We start from the raw sequence: 16,084 nt of genomic DNA on the forward strand, positions 1-16,084 counted from the left end.
TTATGGGTGCGAATGTTGGGGCGCTATTGATAGTCGGCGACAGGATAATCCCTGCACAAGGTTTCGACTTCTGAGCGAAACTGCGCGAGGAGCAGGGGTTCCAGTGTGTAGTCCTGTTCGCCGAGCGGCGCCACGGTATCCAGAATCCGCCCGATCAAATTGACGATCTGGCGGCTGCCGTGGACATCGACCCGACGTTGCGCCAGAGCGCCGGTGCCGATACGCATCCCGCTGGTAACCAGTGCCGAACGGGGATCCTCGGGTACGCGATGTTTGCTGACGATGATCCCGCAGTGTCCCAGCGCCGCCTCCGCGATAGCGCCCGTCATGCCGCCACGCAAGCGAACCAGAACCGTATGGTTCTCACTGCAGCCGCCGACCACTTCATAGTCCCGGGCCTGAAACGCCTGGGCCATTTCATCCGCCGTACGGCGGATCTGCGCCATGCTGGCATCGAACTCTGCGGACATTGCGTAACCCAGCGCGGCAGCCTTTGCGGCGATCATGTTGGCGGCGGGCGCGCCCTGCATTCGCGGGTAAACGGCTTGCTCAAGCAGGCGACTGAAGGTGGTCCGCAAACCGGGAATCTTGGTGTTTGCGTCACGACCGCTGAGGATCACACCACCCCGAGGCCCGGTGAGTTGCTTGTGCGTGCAAGTGACGGTGACGTGTGCGGCATCGATCGGACTTGGGTGTCGTCCGGTGGCGACAAGCCCGGCGATATGCGAAATATCAGCGAGCAGGATGGCGCCGGCTTCATCGGCAATTTCGCGAAAACGCTTGAAGTCCACGACGCGCGAATAGGCGGTGGCGCCGCAGAGGATGACGCGTGGGCGATGGGCGAGCGCCAGCAGGCGCACCTTGTCGTAATCGATCAGGCCGTCCGATGTTGTGCCGTACTGAATCGCTTTGTAGTAGGCACCCGAAAACGCAGTGAGGCTGCCATGTGTGAGATGGCCACCGTGCTCCACTGCCATGCCCAGCAAGGTATCGCCCGGCTCAAGCAGGGACGTGAGCACCTGGTAAATGGCGTTCGACGCTGAGTGTGGCTGCACGTTGGCGTATTGAGCCGTGAACAGTTGCCGCGCCCTGCGGATGGCTAGCGATTCGACCAACTCGACATTCTCGCACCCTGCGCTGTGGCGCTTTCCGGGCATACCTTCGGCGGTCACGTTGACCAGTACTGAAGCGCAGGCCACCAAGGTTCGCGGTTGCACTGCGCAAGACGATGAGATCAACGAAAGCGTGTGCTGTTGACGCGTGACTTCAGCGTCGAGAATGGCCGCCAGTTCGGCATCTTCTGCGCGAAGATCCGCCAGGCCACGACGCAACAAGTCAGCCTGGTACTTGAGCGGTTCAGTAATGACTGCCATTGCTTGATTCCTTCCCTGGTTTTGCGTGATATGCGCACGTCCGTACGTTCCAGATCTGTACAGGCGAATCCGTGTTTTGACCGCTGTGCGCGCAAAACTAAACCCTGTACAGGCCTCCCGGTTTTTCGTTCTTTCACTGTCGAGAATGCGACGCCGGGTTGACGCATCATAGATTTTTCAGTGAGGAACGCCACAGAATTAATCAAAAAAATGAACATTCTTCAAAGAAAATGATTCTTTTTGTAGTCGCTGCGGGTGTAAAACAGGCATTGCCCAGGGCCGATTTTCAGGCCTGAGGTGGAAGTCGACAGGAACTGACGAGTCAGTACGGAGGCTGAAATGACCCCGCACGTTGGCGGAAGCAGCCTGTGAAAGCTGACTTTTTATACCGAACCCAGGGAGGGAGAGTGCTATGATCCTGCGCGGCACTGACAGGGATATAACTGCAATTTCCCACCTCACTTGTGTATGTCCGGAATGATCATTCGGGACGTGACATTGATTGCAGTTGAAAATGGATGATAAGCATGTGATGCACAGAAGAGAAAGATCGGAGAATCTGAAGAACAACATCAAATACCTGATAAAAAGTCGCGGGGAAACGCAGTTGTCCTTGTGTCACTCCAGTGGTTTGACGCGTACTACCATCTACAACATTCTTGAAGGCAAAGTGGTCAATGTACAACAGTCCACTGTGCGCAAGATTTCTGATTTCTTCGGCGTGTCTTACGAAGAAATAGAGACGATTGATTTTGAAGAAAAGGAAATCATTGAGAGCAGTATCTCTCCGCAAGGGAATATGAATCCGGCGGCGGTGCCTGTCATCAAGGAAAGTATGCTGCTGCAGAGTCTGGATAAAAGAATTGGCGAGTTGGCCACTATTTATCCGCTGACTTACTATTTTGGCGCATCCTTTAACTTGATTGGCGTGCTTCTGGAAAACGAAATCAGTGGCATGAATGAACCCGGCGATCTGTTGATCGTGCAGAAAGGAGCATCAACCAGCGACAGGGAAAAGCTGGTGTATGACAAAATCACAGCGAAGTTATCTATAAGCCATGAAGGCAGCTTTGATACGGATCGTGTATGCGTGATCGGAGATGTAATCGAGGAACGATTTAATGGATTGCAGTGTTGATGTTGAAAACAGCAAGTACAAGTTGCTGGGGTTCGAAAATGGAAAAAGCCTGGCCGTCATCATGGTCATCGCGACAGGCAAAATAATCAAAATAAAGCTAAGTGAAGTGTTGAATAGTGAGATTATGGATAATCTGAATAAAATCGAAGTTAAAAACCTCTACAAAAAGTTTTACTCCCAGGGCGGAGCACTTACCGCTTACGAAATAAATGACCGCCATGAGAGTTCCTGGATGATTTACATCATCCTGAACCTGATGCTGTTCACGCTTTACATTTTTACCAGTATTGCTGCGACAAAACCGATCTACCTCGAGTATTTCGATATTGTCGTAACGCCGGGCACCTTCCTCTATCCGCTGACATTCCTGATCGTCGACTTGCTCAACGAGACGTTCGGCCTGAGGCTCGCGCGAAAAGCGATTCTATTCGCGTTCATCAGCAATGCCGCGATTATCATACTGCTGGCCATCACTACTCATCTTCCGGGGCTGCCGGGCTGGAAACTCGATGGCGCTTACAATGATGTTATCAGTCAGTTGTCCGCAGTCCTTGTAGCATCTTCTGTATCGTTCCTGGTTTCCGAGAATATAAACTCGTACCTGTTGTGCAAAATCAAAGAACTCACAAACTCCAGGTTTCTGTTTTTGCGAGTGTTTTTAAGTACATTGTTTGCCGTGATCATCGACAGTTTTCTGTTCTGCTACATCGCCTTTTACGGAACGATGGAAAATAGCGCGATACTGGGCATGATCTACGTTCAGATCGCAATCAAGGTGGGTTTTGCCTTCTTTAATATCTTGCCTGCGTACGGGGCAAGGTCGTTGTTCAAGAAGTATCTGACGGGGGCGCAGACCCAGTAAGGGGGGAGGGCGCTCACTGTTGCCAGCATGCTGGAGTGAGCGCTTCCTGTCGCGGTTTTACTTTAAGCAAAGTTTCTTTTTCAAGCTCTGAGTCACCTGCACTTTATTGTTCAGGAACTCATGCAAACCTTTGGCACGAAGATTACAGGCATCGCAATCGGAACATCCAGTGCCTTTGATGCCGTTGTAGCAAGTCAGTGTTTTCTCGCGAACCAGATCCAGCTGATGGTGGTAATCCGCCAAGGCCCAGGTCTCTGCCTTGTTCAGCCACATCAATGGTGTATCCAGTTGCAGCTTGTAATCCATGCCCAATTCAAGGGCTTTGTTCAACGCCTTGACGAATTCATCCCGGCAATCGGGATAGCCCGAGAAGTCGGTTTCACAGACACCGGTAATGACCGTTTTGGCCTGGACTTGATAGGCGTAGATAGAGGCCAGGGTCAGAAACAGAATGTTCCGCCCCGGAACGAAGGTGCTTGGCAGGCTCTCGCCGGAGCTGTTCACCGTCGGCACTGGAATGTTATCGCGGGTCAGGCTGCTGATGGCCAGTTCGTTGAGCAAGGACACATCCAGCGTCTTATGCACGGTCACGCCGAGCTTTTTCGACAGCTGCTGCGCTACTTCAATTTCAGCGCGATGACGCTGACCATAGTCGAACGTGATGCAGTGGACTTCATCGTAGTAGGTCAGTGCATGGATCAGGCAAGTCGTAGAGTCCTGACCACCACTAAAAACGATAACTGCCTTGTTGCTCATAAGTCTGCTTCCTGCATTAAACGGGTAGTTTTAAAGGTCGCAAGGGTAACTCGAAATGACGCTCGATATAAGTGCGCCGGAAGTTGCGTCTGCAGGCCGCAGGTCGCTTTGCGGCTAATCGCGGTATCCTGTGCGTACTGATTAAGGGCGTTTTTCCATGCTGGTGATTTCCAACAACGTGCATCTGCCGGATGCCGAGATCGAACTGACCGCCATCCGCGCGCAAGGCGCCGGTGGGCAGAACGTCAACAAGGTCTCGAGCGCCATGCACTTGCGCTTCGACATACCGGCCTCGTCCTTGCCCGAGTTCTACAAGGAGCGGCTGCTGGCGCTGCGCGACAGTCGCATCACCAGCGACGGCGTGTTGATCATCAAGGCCCAGCAATACCGCACGCAGGAAGCCAACCGCGCCGATGCGCTGGAGCGTCTGGTCGAGCTGATCCTCAGCGCCACCAAAGTCGAAAAGAAACGCCGTCCGACCAAGCCGACCCTCGGTTCAAAGAAGCGTCGGCTCGAATCGAAAACCAAGCGCGGCAGTATCAAGGCCGGGCGCGGCAAGGTGGATTTCTAGTCTTCGCGATACTTGGCGGTGTGCTTGTACAGATACACGCTCAGTGCCAATCCGCTTAGCGAGGCGAGGGCAGCGAAGAGGAAGATCGAGGCAAAACCGAATCCCGCTGCAATCGCCCCGGCCAATGGCCCGGTGATCCCCAGCGACAAATCAATGAACAGTGAGTAAGCGCCGACGGCTGCGCCGCGACTGGAGGCCGGCACCAGATTCACCGCTTCCACACCCAGCGCCGGAAATACCAGCGAGAAACCAAAGCCGCTCAACGCTGCACCGGCCAACGCCCAATGCGCGTCCGGCGCCAGCCACAACAGCAACAGACCCAGCGTCTCTACCGACAGGCAGGCAATCGCCACACGAAAGCCGCCGAGGCGGTTGATCAGGTTGCCGAACAGCAAGCGTGCACCGATGAAGCTGGCGCCGAACAAACTCAGGCACAGCACCGCGTTGTCCCAATGCTGGGTCGCGTAATACAGGGTGATAAAGGTGGCGATGGTGCCGAAGCCGATCGAGCCCAGCGCCAGGCCACAGCCGTGGGGAAACACTTTGCCGAGCACATGCATGAACGGCAGTCGTTCACCCGCCACAATCGGTGCGGCGGTTTTCGGCCACGCCAGTGCCAGACCGAGAATCGCCAGCAAGATGATGCTGACGCCCATGCTCCACAAACCCAACTGGCCGACCAGCCACACGCCGAACGGTGCGCCGACCGCCAGTGCGCCGTAACTGGCGATGCCGTTCCAGGAAATCACTTTGGCGGTATTTGCTGCGCCAACGCGGCCGATGCCCCAGCCGATCGAGCCGGAACCTACGAGGCTTTCGGCGCTGCCCAGCACCAGACGGCCAATTAACAGACTGATCAAACTGAACATCGGCATGCTCGGTGTCCACGCTGAGATCAGCATGAACACACCGCTCAAGCCGCACCCGGCGAGGCCAATCATCACCGCGCGTTTGCTGCCCTGGTTGTCGATGATCTTGCCGGCGTACGGGCGGCTGAGCAGGGTGGCGAGGTATTGCACGCTGATCACCAGCCCGGCAATCACCGCACCAAAGCCCAGATCACTGTGGACGTACCCCGGCAGCACCGCGAGCGGAATGCCGATGTTCAGGTAACCGATAAAGGTGAAGAGGACGATGGAAACGACTTGCAGCGTAACCGCCAGGGGGCGCTGGGGTTCTGGCATAGAGGACGACATGGGTAACGATCCACGGGAGCGGCAGATTAGATAGGCTGCTTATGATACCGGCGCGGACGGATCTGGGGCGGGAAAAGTAAAACTATTTGCCGGGTGGACGCTTCAGGATTTGGCCGGGGCCACCAGTTGTGTGGTGACCAGCGCCGCCAGGGCATTTTCTTCGCTGCCGAAACGGGCGAGCAGGGCGGCTTGTTTCTCGGGCGAGAGACGATTCCAGATCTCGATCATTTTCTCGGTGGCGCCGATCAGTACGGCAGCTTGGCTTTCGGAGAATTCGTCGGTCATGGCGGGCTCGGGGTTCAGGCAGTGTGGAAAGCGCATGTTAGCGCTTTCCACACGGTCTGTACGACGGGTCTTACTCTTCGTTGTCGGCCGGGCGGCTCTCAACGGCTTCTTTCGGTTCGGGTTGCCCCGCGCCGGCTTGTTGCGTGGTCGTCTGCTCAGGTACGTGCAGGCTTGGGAAGGGGAGATTAGGAATCTCGTGCATGGTTGCGCTCCTCGCTAAGTCTGTTGATAGATCTGGTAGATCCGCGCTTCTTGAAAGCCTGCGCAGGATACAGCAGGAAAAATGACAATCAGACTTTTAATTCAAATTAATGCGACAGATGGCCGCAGGGGAGGGCAAAACCCAAAGGTCACCACAAACAACTGTGGGAGCGAGCCTGCTCGCGAAGGCAGTGTGTCAGGCAACATTTTCGTTGAATGACACGCCGCCTTCGCGAGCAGGCTCGCTCCCACAGGGGTTTGTATTGCTGTAGCTATTTGCAGACGCTGGCGATGGCTTCGGCTAGCAAGGCGAGGCGTGTGGCGTCGATGCCGGCGACATTCGCCCGGCCCGAGCTGACCATGTACACGCTGTGATGCTCGCGCAGTTGTTTTACTTGCTCCGGCGACAACCCGGTGTAAGAGAACATCCCGCGCTGCACGCCAATGTGCGCAAAGCGTTCACGCAAGCCGTGTGGCTCCAGCGCCTCGACCAGGCCGCTGCGCAGTTGCGCAATGCGCAGGCGCATGGCTTCCACTTCATCGGCCCAGCGGGCTTTCAGCTCTGGATCGGCGAGGATGGTCGCGACCACTGCCGCGCCGTGATCCGGCGGCGTCGACCACAGGTTGCGAGCGATGTTGGCCAGTTGGCTGCGGATGTCGATGAGCTTGTCGGCGGTTTTCGCGCAGACGATCAGCGCACCGGTACGGTCGCGGTACAAACCGAAGTTCTTCGAGCAGGAACTGGTGATCAGCAGCTCTGGCACTTCTGCCGCGAACAAGCGTGCCGACCATGCATCCTGTTCCAGACCATCGCCAAAACCCTGGTAGGCAAAGTCGATCAGCGGCAGCAGATTACGGCTGCGCACCACATCGAGCACGCGCTGCCAGTCGTCATGGCTCAAGTCAAAACCGGTCGGGTTGTGGCAGCACGCGTGCAGCAGCACCACATCACCTTTCGGCACTTCATTGAGCACGGCCAGCATGGCGTCGACGTCGAGGCGGTTGTCACTGCCCACATAAGGGTAGTGACTGACCTTGACCCCGGCCGCGGCGAAAATGGTTTCGTGGATCGGCCAGGTCGGATTGCTCAGCCACACGCCTTTGCCCGGCAGGCACTGGGCGATGAAGTCGGCCGCCAGACGCAAAGCGCCGGTGCCGCCCGGCGTCTGAGTGGCGCCGGCACGTTGTTCGGCGATCAGCTTCGAGTCGGCGCCGAGCACCAGCTCGTTGATGACTTTGCCGAACAGCGGGTTGCCGTGGCCACCGATGTAGGTCTTGGTGTCCTGGCTTTCGACCAGTCGCGCTTCGGCGATTTTCACCGCTTCCGGGATTGGCGTCAGGCCCTGGGCGTCCTTGTAGACGCCAACGCCCAGGTCGAATTTGCGCGGGTTGCTGTCCTGCGCATACGCCTCCATCAAGCCGAGGATCGGGTCGCCGGGTACCCGGCCGATGGCGTCGAAGTGCATTACTTGCGTCCTTCTGCAGTCTTGGCCACTTCGTCAGTGCGCGCGGCCATGATGAAGTCGTTGCGGTGCAGGCCTTTGATCGAGTGGCTCCACCAGGTCACAGTTACTTTGCCCCACTCGGTCAGCAGGCCCGGGTGATGACCCTCGGCCTCGGAGATCTCGCCGACGGCGTTGGTGAAGGCCAGCGCGTGTTTGAAGTTCTTGAACAGGAAGACCTTTTCCAGCTGCATGATGCTGTCGCGGACTTCGATGTTCCAGTCAGGGATCTGCTTGATCAGGATCGGCAGTTCTTCGTCGCTGACTTGTGGCGCATCGGCGCGGCAGGCTTCGCAGTGGGCTTGGTTCAAAGTGGACATGGTGTATTCCTGAAATCGAGTGTGTTTTTTTTATTAAAGCGTTTGAGCCGTCAATGCCGTCACGCTAAACCAAAGTGGCGACGACTGACAGGCTCAATTGTCAACAAAAGTCGCGGTTCACGCGGCTTTCGGTTTCGGCGGAAATTTCGGTGCGTGCAGACCCAGCTGCATGCCTTGGCGAACCATGGCCATGATGTCTTCATGGGCCACGTCGAACAGACGCTTGAGGTTTGGCAGGACAAAGTACAGCGGTTGCAGGATGTCGATGCGATACGGCGTGCGCATCGCTTCGAGCGGATCGAACAGCTGATGCTCAGGTTCGTCCGACAGCGAGTAAACGGTTTCTTTGGGTGAAGACAGGATGCCGCCACCGTAGATGCGTTTGCCTTGCGGGGTGTCGACCAGGCCGAACTCGATGGTCATCCAGTACAGACGCGCCAGATAAACGCGTTCTTCCTTGGTGGCCTGCAAGCCGAGCTTGCCGTAGGTGTGGGTGAATTCGGCGAAATACGGGTTGGTCAGCAGTGGGCAGTGACCAAAGATCTCGTGGAAAATATCCGGCTCTTGCAGGTAATCCAGCTCTTCGCGGGTACGAATAAACGTAGCGACCGGAAATTGCTTGCTGGCCAGCAGTTCAAAAAAAGTCTGGAAGGGAATCAGTGCCGGAACGCGGGCGACCTGCCAACCGGTGGTCTCGCCGAGCACCTTGTTGATCTCGCCGAGTTGCGGAATGCGGTCGTGGGGCAGGCCGAGTTTTTCGATACCGTCCAGGTATTCCTGGCACGCACGACCCTCGATCACTTTCAGCTGGCGAGTGATCAGCGTGTTCCACACCGCGTGTTCTTCGGCGGGGTAGTCGATAAAACCTTGCGCATCGGGCTCGCGGGCCACGTATTGCGTCTGCTTCATACTGCTCTCCTGCTAGGGGAATTCGTTCTTGTTATGTCCAGCGATGGATTCAGAATTACCTGAGAGCGGGCTGATGTGCAGCAGGTTGAATGGCCTGTGCGTAGGAATTTTCTCTTTGATTCGTAAAGTTATCGTTACGGTTTGCTCGTCATGGCGCATTTTCGGTGATTTGCAGGTTTGAAAACCGCGTTGGCTGTCACATAATCTTGACAACTATCTGCGTGCCTCGACAGAAAAGTCGTGGTGCTGACCCTTGTGGGAGCGAGCCTGCTCGCGAATGCGATTTGTCTGACACATTAATGTTGAATGTGCCGCCGTCTTCGCGAGCAGGCTCGCTCCCACAGGTTCTGTATTTAACTTAATGACTGGTTTGGCGGGTTTTCTACTATGCGCATCAAAGTCCACTGCCAGAACCGCATCGGCATCTTGCGCGACATTCTCAACCTGTTGGTGGCGTACGGCATCAACGTCGCGCGCGGTGAGGTCGGTGGCGAGCATGGCAATGCGATTTACCTGCACTGCCCGAACCTGATCAACATCCAGTTCCAGGCGCTGCGCCCCAAGTTCGAGGCGATTGCCGGGGTGTTTGGCGTCAAGCGGGTAGGGCTGATGCCCAGCGAACGACGGCACATGGAGTTGAACGCCCTGCTCGGCGCACTGGAGTTTCCGGTGCTGTCGATCGACATGGGCGGCTCGATCGTCGCGGCCAACCGCGCGGCGGCGCAGTTGCTCGGTGTGCGCGTCGATGAAGTGCCGGGCATTCCGCTGTCGCGCTACGCCGAGGATTTCGACTTGCCAGAACTGGTGCGCGCCAACAAATCGCGAATCAACGGCATGCGGGTCAAGGTCAAGGGCGACATCTTTCTCGCCGACATCGCGCCGCTGCAATCGGAACACGACGACAGCGAAGCCATGGCTGGCGCGGTGCTGACCTTGCATCGCGCCGACCGCGTTGGCGAGCGCATCTACAACGTGCGCAAGCAGGAGCTGCGGGGCTTCGACAGCATCTTCCAGAGTTCGAAAGTGATGGCCGCCGTGGTGCGTGAAGCGCGGCGCATGGCACCGCTGGATGCGCCACTGTTGATCGAGGGCGAAACCGGCACCGGTAAGGAGTTACTGGCGCGTGCCTGCCACCTCGCCAGTCCGCGCGGGCAGTCGCCGTTGATGGCGCTCAACTGCGCCGGCCTGCCCGAGTCGATGGCCGAGACCGAACTATTCGGCTACGGCCCCGGCGCCTTCGAAGGTGCGCGGGCTGAAGGCAAGCTCGGCCTGCTGGAATTGACGGCGGGCGGCACGCTGTTTCTCGACGGCGTCGGTGAAATGAGCCCGCGCTTGCAGGTGAAGTTGCTGCGCTTTCTACAGGACGGTTGCTTCCGCCGGGTCGGCAGTGATGAAGAGGTTTATCTGGATGTGCGGGTGATCTGCGCCACCCAGGTGGACTTGTCGGAACTGTGCGCGCGGAGTGAGTTTCGCCAGGATTTGTACCACCGCTTGAACGTGCTCTCGCTGCACATCCCGCCGCTGCGTGAATGCCTCGATGGACTGACGCCGCTGGTCGAACACTTTCTTGATCAGGCCAGTCGGCAGATTGGTTGCTCACTGCCGAAACTCGCGCCGGCGGCGATGGATCGACTCAGTCATTACCATTGGCCGGGCAACGTGCGGCAACTGGAGAACGTGCTGTTCCAGGCGGTTTCGCTGTGCGAGGGCGGCACGGTGAAGGCCGAGCATATTCGTCTACCGGATTACGGCGTGCGTCAGCCGCTTGGCGATTTCTCGCTGGAGGGTGGGCTGGACGAGATTGTCGGGCGGTTCGAGAAAGCGGTGCTGGAGCGGTTGTATTCCGAGCATCCGAGCAGTCGGCAGTTGGGTAAGCGGTTGGGGGTGTCGCATACGACGATTGCCAACAAACTGCGCGAATATGAAGTCGGCAAAGATCCCGAAGCTTAAGATCAAAAGATCGCAGCCTTCGGCAGCTCCTACAGGAGTACGCATTTCAAATGTAGGAGCTGCGGCACGCTGCGATCTTTTGATCTTTTGCCGCGAAGCGGCATAACACCGCCGGTTTTTCGACTTCGATACATTTCCAATTCCCCCGCAACATCCCCCAAGTCCTTTGTTTACCGGGTCTTTGTGCGCCAGAAAAAAGTTGGTCTGCAAATTGCTTATGGCTCAGCAGTACAGCGGTGGGCGGCAAACGTCCGGCATGCAGAGGAAAGAGTGTGGACAAGTACCTTTATGTGGCAATGACCGGCGCCAGCCAGAATGCGCTGGCGCAAAAGGCGCATGCCAACAACCTGGCGAACATCTCCACCAACGGTTTTCAGCGCGACCTGGAGCAGGCGCGTTCGATGCCGGTGTTCGGTGACAGCTTTCCGGCGCGTGCGTTTGCCCTGAGCGAACGGCCCGCCACCGATTTCACCCCGGGCTCGCTGGTGCAGACCGGTCGTGACCTCGACGTCGCGGTGACCGGCAACGGTTTCATTGCCGTGCAGAACCCTAACGGCGGCGAAAGCTACGTGCGCACTGGCAGCCTCAACGTCGACGCCCTCGGCGTTTTGCGTGCCGGCAACGGCATGCCGGTGATCGGCAATGGCGGTCCGATCGCCGTGCCGCCCGAGCAGCAGATCGAAGTCGGTGAAGACGGCACCATCAGTATTCGTGCGATGGGCGAAGGCCCGCGCGTCATGGCGGAAGTCGACCGGATCAAACTGGTCAACCCGGACATCAAGAACATGAACAAGGGCCTCGACGGCTCGATCTACACCAAAGATGGCCAGCCGGCGCAGGCTGATGCCAACGTCAAACTGGTGTCGGGTTTCCTTGAGTCGAGCAACGTCAACGCCGTCGAAGAGATGACCTCGGTGCTGGCTCTGGCCAAGCAGTTCGAGTTGCACGTCAAGATGATGAACACCGCCAAAGACGACGACCAGGCCATGGCTCGGGTCTTGCAGATCAGCTAATTATCAGAACGTCGCGCCGAAAAACAGGCGCACGAGGAGAATCGAATGCTTCCGGCTCTATGGGTTGCCAAAACCGGTCTGTCCGCCCAGGACACCAACCTGACCACCATTTCCAACAACCTGGCAAACGTGTCGACCACGGGTTTCAAACGTGATCGCGCCGAGTTCCAGGACCTGCTCTATCAGATCAAGCGTCAGCCAGGCGCTCAGTCGACTCAGGACAGCGAACTGCCGTCGGGTCTGCAACTGGGTACCGGTGTGCGCATCGTCGGCACCCAGAAAAACTTCACCGCCGGTAGCCTGCAAACCACCGAGCAGCCGCTGGACATGGCCATCGACGGTCGCGGTTTCTTCCAGATTCTGCAACCGGACGGCACCACGTCGTACACCCGTGACGGTACTTTCCACCTCGATTCCAATGGCCAGATCGTTAACGCCAGCGGTTTTGCTCTGGAACCGGCCATTGTCATTCCGAACGATGCCCAGACCTTCACCGTCGGCCGTGACGGCACCGTGTCCATCACCGTCGCCGGTAACGCTGCGTCGCAGGTGATCGGCAACCTGCAAACCGCCGACTTCATCAACCCGGCCGGTCTGCAAGCCGTGGGCAACAACCTGTTCCTGGAAACCGCCGCTTCCGGCGCGCCGCAAGTCGGCACCCCGGGTCTGGCCGGTTTCGGTACCACGCTGCAGAACACCCTGGAAACCTCCAACGTCAGCACCGTTGAGGAGATGGTCAACATGATCACCACTCAGCGCGCTTACGAGATGAACTCCAAGGTGATCTCCACCGCTGACCAGATGCTCTCGTTCGTAACGCAGAATCTGTAATCAAGTCTATGAGGCGGCCATGAGGTCGCCTGCAACACCGTGAGGTAGGGTCATGAATCGCTTTGTATCTGTTCTGGCATTGAGTGGGGTCGTCTCGCTCGCGGGCTGCGTCGCCCCGACGCCCAAGCCCAATGACCCTTACTACGCCCCGGTGTTGCCGCGCACGCCGTTGCCAGCTGCGGCCAATAATGGCTCGATCTATCAGGCCGGTTTCGAGCAGAACCTGTACAGCGACCGCAAGGCTTTCCGGGTCGGTGACATCATCACCATCACCCTGAACGAGCGCACGCAGGCGAGCAAGAACGCCAACTCGCAGATGGACAAGAACAGCGATAACAAGGTCGGTCTGACCTCGTTGTTCGGCTCCAGCCTGACCACCAACAACCCGATCGGCGGCAACGACCTGAGTCTGAACGCCGGCTACAGCGCCGACCGGTCGACCAAGGGCGACGCCAAGTCCGGGCAGAGCAACAGTCTGACCGGTTCGATCACCGTGACCGTGGCTGACGTGCTGCCCAACGGCATCATCGCCGTGCGTGGCGAGAAATGGCTGACGCTGAACACCGGTGACGAACTGGTACGCATCGCCGGCCTGGTGCGTGCCGATGACATCGCCACGGACAACACCGTGTCGTCGACCCGGGTCGCCGATGCACGCATCACCTACTCGGGTACCGGCGCATTTGCCGATACGAGTCAGCCAGGCTGGTTCGACCGTTTCTTCCTCAGCCCGCTGTTCCCTTTCTAGGTGGCTACGTTGAATCTGAAAAGCTTCATGCTGGCGGCGACCCTGATGTCCGCCGCTTTTGGTGCCCACGCCGAGCGGCTGAAAGATATCGCCAGCATTTCCGGCGTGCGTTCCAACCAGTTGATCGGTTACGGCCTGGTGGTCGGGCTTAACGGCACCGGCGACCAGACGACGCAAACCCCGTTCACCCTGCAGACCTTCAACAACATGCTCTCGCAGTTCGGCATCAAGGTGCCGCCGGGATCGGGCAACGTGCAGTTGAAGAACGTCGCGGCGGTGTCGATCAGTGCCGACTTGCCGGCGTTCGCCAAGCCAGGTCAGCAGGTCGACATTACGGTGTCCTCGATCGGTAACTCCAAGAGCTTGCGTGGCGGCACACTGCTGCTGACCCCGCTCAAGGGTATCGACGGCAACGTCTACGCAGTCGCTCAGGGCAACCTGGTGGTCGGCGGTTTCGATGCCGAAGGGCGTGACGGTTCGAAGATCACCGTCAACGTTCCGTCGGCCGGTCGCATCCCCGGTGGTGCCTCGGTTGAGCGTTCGGTGCCGAGCGGTTTCAACCAGGGCAACAGCCTGACGCTGAACCTCAATCGCTCCGACTTCACCACGGCCAAACGTATCGTCGACAAGATCAACGACATGCTCGGCCCTGGCGTTGCGCAGGCTATCGACGGTGGTTCGATCCGGGTCACTGCGCCGCTCGATCCGAGCCAGCGCGTCGACTACTTGTCGATCCTGGAAAACCTCGAAGTCGATCCGGGTCAGGCGGTGGCGAAAGTCATCATCAACTCGCGTACCGGTACCATCGTTATTGGTCAGAACGTCAAGGTTTCGCCAGCAGCCGTAACCCACGGCAGCCTGACCGTGACCATCACCGAAGACCCGATCGTCAGCCAGCCCGGCCCTCTGTCCAATGGTCAGACGGCTGTTGTGCCGCGCTCGCGGGTGAATGCCGAGCAGGAAGCCAAACCGATGTTCAAATTCGGCCCGGGTACCACCCTCGACGAGATCGTGCGGGCGGTGAACCAGGTCGGCGCGGCACCGGGTGACTTGATGGCGATCCTCGAAGCCTTGAAGCAGGCCGGCGCGTTGCAAGCCGACCTGATCGTGATCTGAGGCCAACCGTTATGGATATGCGCAAAAGCGGTCTGGTCAGCAGCAGCGATTCGGGTTCCTACTCGGACCTCAATCGCCTGAACCAGCTCAAGGTCGGCGACAAGAACAGCGATGCGAACCTGCGCAAAGTCGCGCAGGAATTCGAATCGCTGTTCCTCGGCGAAATGCTCAAGTCGATGCGCTCGGCGACCAACGCCCTGGGTGAAGACAACCCGCTGAACACACCGGCAGCCAAGCAGTATCAGGAAATGTACGACCAGCAACTGGCCGTTTCCATGTCCCGCGAGGGCGGTGGTATTGGTCTGGCCGACGTGCTGATGCGGCAGATGTCGAAGAACAAACCAATGGCGCCGGGCGAGGCCGCTGCTGCGTCCGCGGCCAAGCAGGAAGAAGCCAAGGCAAAAGCCGCGGCCGTGGTCACACCGGTTGCCGCTGGCACCGTTGCCACCAACGGCCCGTTGTCGCGCCTCAATGGCGAGCGTCCGTTGTGGGCGTCGCGTTCGGTGAATGCGCCGAACACGCAACTCGCCCATCGCAATGACATGGAAATGATCAACCAGCGTCGTCTGGCCTTGCCGCCGAAACTGGCCGATCGTTTGCTCGCCGGGCTGGTGCCGTCGGCCACGCCGACAGCGACAACACAGCTGCCGCAACGCGCCGCAACTGCCGCTACAACCGGTGCCGGGCCGCTGTATAACGGCGACTGGCTGGCGCGCGCCGAAGGCGAAAAAGCCGCGGGCGGGCAGATGCAGGTCTACGGTCGCGCCATGGCGCAGATTCCGCTGGCACCCGCGAAGAAAGCCTTCAGTTCCGCCGACGAATTCGTCAACACCATGCTGCCGATGGCCAAGGAAGCCGCCGACCGCATCGGCGTCGATCCGCGTTATCTGGTGGCACAAGCGGCCCTGGAAACCGGTTGGGGCAAGTCGGTCATGCGCGCCCAGGATGGCAGCAGCAGCCACAACCTGTTCGGCATCAAGGCGAGCAGCAACTGGAAGGGCGATTCGGCCCGGGCGATCACCAGCGAGTTCCGCAATGGCGAGATGGTCAAGGAGACGGCCGAGTTCCGTTCCTATGCCTCGTACAAGGACAGCTTCCACGATCTGGTGACTTTGCTGCAGTCCAATAATCGCTATCAAGATGTCGTGAAGTCTGCCGATAACCCAGAACAGTTTGTACGCGAGTTGCAAAAGGCCGGTTACGCCACCGACCCGAACTACGCAAGCAAGATTTCGCAGATTGCCAAGCAGATGAACAGTTTCCAAAACTACGCTGCGGCGGGTGTATCCACCACGCCTTTATAAGGCACAAGG

General features: G+C 58.2%; 17 protein-coding genes. 9 read left to right on the plus strand and 8 right to left on the minus strand.

Annotated features, from left to right (window positions below):
* Positions 1 to 23 precede the first annotated feature (23 nt).
* On the minus strand, positions 24 to 1,373 hold the full coding sequence (gene glyA, locus ACRRSD_RS22925) for a serine hydroxymethyltransferase (RefSeq protein ID WP_435035503.1): 1,350 nt from the start codon (positions 1,371 to 1,373) through the stop codon (positions 24 to 26).
* 532 nt (positions 1,374 to 1,905) lie between these two features.
* On the opposite strand from glyA, the gene ACRRSD_RS22930 reads away from it, so the two are divergent.
* Positions 1,906 to 2,511 (plus strand): helix-turn-helix transcriptional regulator, encoded by a 606-nt coding sequence (locus tag ACRRSD_RS22930; RefSeq protein WP_038364044.1) that lies wholly within the window; start codon positions 1,906 to 1,908, stop codon positions 2,509 to 2,511.
* Positions 2,495 to 3,373 (plus strand): queuosine precursor transporter, encoded by an 879-nt coding sequence (locus ACRRSD_RS22935; RefSeq protein WP_123535988.1) that lies wholly within the window; start codon positions 2,495 to 2,497, stop codon positions 3,371 to 3,373. Before ACRRSD_RS22930 ends, ACRRSD_RS22935 begins: the two co-directional genes overlap by 17 nt.
* A 57-nt stretch (positions 3,374 to 3,430) precedes the next feature.
* Here ACRRSD_RS22935 and queC read toward each other — a convergent pair whose 3' ends face one another.
* On the minus strand, positions 3,431 to 4,129 hold the full coding sequence (gene queC, locus ACRRSD_RS22940) for a 7-cyano-7-deazaguanine synthase QueC (protein WP_435035504.1): 699 nt from the start codon (positions 4,127 to 4,129) through the stop codon (positions 3,431 to 3,433).
* A gap of 157 nt (positions 4,130 to 4,286) precedes the next feature.
* On the opposite strand from queC, the gene arfB reads away from it, so the two are divergent.
* Positions 4,287 to 4,700, plus strand: a complete 414-nt coding sequence (arfB, locus tag ACRRSD_RS22945; RefSeq protein WP_007920134.1) for an alternative ribosome rescue aminoacyl-tRNA hydrolase ArfB — start codon at positions 4,287 to 4,289, stop codon at positions 4,698 to 4,700.
* On the opposite strand, the gene ACRRSD_RS22950 is transcribed toward arfB, so the two are convergent.
* The 6 genes from ACRRSD_RS22950 to phhA all read right to left on the minus strand — a co-directional run bounded on the left by ACRRSD_RS22950 (position 4,697) and on the right by phhA (position 9,113).
* Complete coding sequence (locus tag ACRRSD_RS22950) at positions 4,697 to 5,884, minus strand: MFS transporter (protein WP_180988110.1); 1,188 nt, start codon at positions 5,882 to 5,884, stop codon at positions 4,697 to 4,699. The two genes, arfB and ACRRSD_RS22950, sit on opposite strands and share 4 nt — an antisense overlap.
* 114 nt (positions 5,885 to 5,998) lie before the next feature.
* Positions 5,999 to 6,181 (minus strand): hypothetical protein, encoded by a 183-nt coding sequence (locus ACRRSD_RS22955; protein ID WP_025113527.1) that lies wholly within the window; start codon positions 6,179 to 6,181, stop codon positions 5,999 to 6,001.
* 70 nt (positions 6,182 to 6,251) lie between these two features.
* Entirely contained in the window at positions 6,252 to 6,383 is a 132-nt protein-coding gene (locus ACRRSD_RS22960; RefSeq protein ID WP_016987951.1) for a hypothetical protein, read from the minus strand.
* 271 nt (positions 6,384 to 6,654) lie between these two features.
* Positions 6,655 to 7,848: an amino acid aminotransferase gene (locus tag ACRRSD_RS22965; RefSeq protein WP_435035505.1), complete on the minus strand. Its 1,194-nt coding sequence runs from the start codon at positions 7,846 to 7,848 to the stop codon at positions 6,655 to 6,657.
* Positions 7,848 to 8,204 carry a 4a-hydroxytetrahydrobiopterin dehydratase gene (locus tag ACRRSD_RS22970; protein ID WP_003222798.1) on the minus strand — a complete coding sequence of 119 codons (357 nt, stop codon included), beginning with the start codon at positions 8,202 to 8,204 and terminating at the stop codon, positions 7,848 to 7,850. Before ACRRSD_RS22970 ends, ACRRSD_RS22965 begins: the two co-directional genes overlap by 1 nt.
* 117 nt (positions 8,205 to 8,321) lie before the next feature.
* Entirely contained in the window at positions 8,322 to 9,113 is a 792-nt protein-coding gene (phhA, locus tag ACRRSD_RS22975) for a phenylalanine 4-monooxygenase (RefSeq protein ID WP_435035507.1), read from the minus strand.
* A 387-nt stretch (positions 9,114 to 9,500) separates the two neighbouring features.
* Here phhA and ACRRSD_RS22980 point away from each other — a divergent pair, with 387 nt between their 5' ends.
* The 6 genes from ACRRSD_RS22980 (at position 9,501) to flgJ (ending at position 16,075) form a co-directional block, all read left to right on the plus strand.
* Positions 9,501 to 11,063, plus strand: a complete 1,563-nt coding sequence (locus ACRRSD_RS22980; RefSeq protein WP_435035508.1) for a sigma-54-dependent transcriptional regulator — start codon at positions 9,501 to 9,503, stop codon at positions 11,061 to 11,063.
* 272 nt (positions 11,064 to 11,335) lie between these two features.
* Positions 11,336 to 12,076: a flagellar basal body rod protein FlgF gene (locus ACRRSD_RS22985; protein ID WP_435035509.1), complete on the plus strand. Its 741-nt coding sequence runs from the start codon at positions 11,336 to 11,338 to the stop codon at positions 12,074 to 12,076.
* Positions 12,077 to 12,121: 45 nt separating this feature from the next.
* Positions 12,122 to 12,907: a flagellar basal-body rod protein FlgG gene (gene flgG / locus ACRRSD_RS22990; protein WP_007920118.1), complete on the plus strand. Its 786-nt coding sequence runs from the start codon at positions 12,122 to 12,124 to the stop codon at positions 12,905 to 12,907.
* Between the two features lie 52 nt (positions 12,908 to 12,959).
* Complete coding sequence (flgH, locus tag ACRRSD_RS22995; protein ID WP_038363773.1) at positions 12,960 to 13,655, plus strand: flagellar basal body L-ring protein FlgH; 696 nt, start codon at positions 12,960 to 12,962, stop codon at positions 13,653 to 13,655.
* Between the two features lie 27 nt (positions 13,656 to 13,682).
* On the plus strand, positions 13,683 to 14,771 hold the full coding sequence (locus ACRRSD_RS23000; RefSeq protein ID WP_042704956.1) for a flagellar basal body P-ring protein FlgI: 1,089 nt from the start codon (positions 13,683 to 13,685) through the stop codon (positions 14,769 to 14,771).
* 11 nt (positions 14,772 to 14,782) lie between these two features.
* Positions 14,783 to 16,075, plus strand: a complete 1,293-nt coding sequence (flgJ, locus tag ACRRSD_RS23005; protein WP_435035511.1) for a flagellar assembly peptidoglycan hydrolase FlgJ — start codon at positions 14,783 to 14,785, stop codon at positions 16,073 to 16,075.
* Positions 16,076 to 16,084: the final 9 nt, after the last annotated feature.

This window comes from Pseudomonas neuropathica, from assembly GCF_051174785.1.
In the GTDB taxonomy this organism is placed as follows: Bacteria; Pseudomonadota; Gammaproteobacteria; order Pseudomonadales; family Pseudomonadaceae; genus Aquipseudomonas; species Aquipseudomonas neuropathica_A.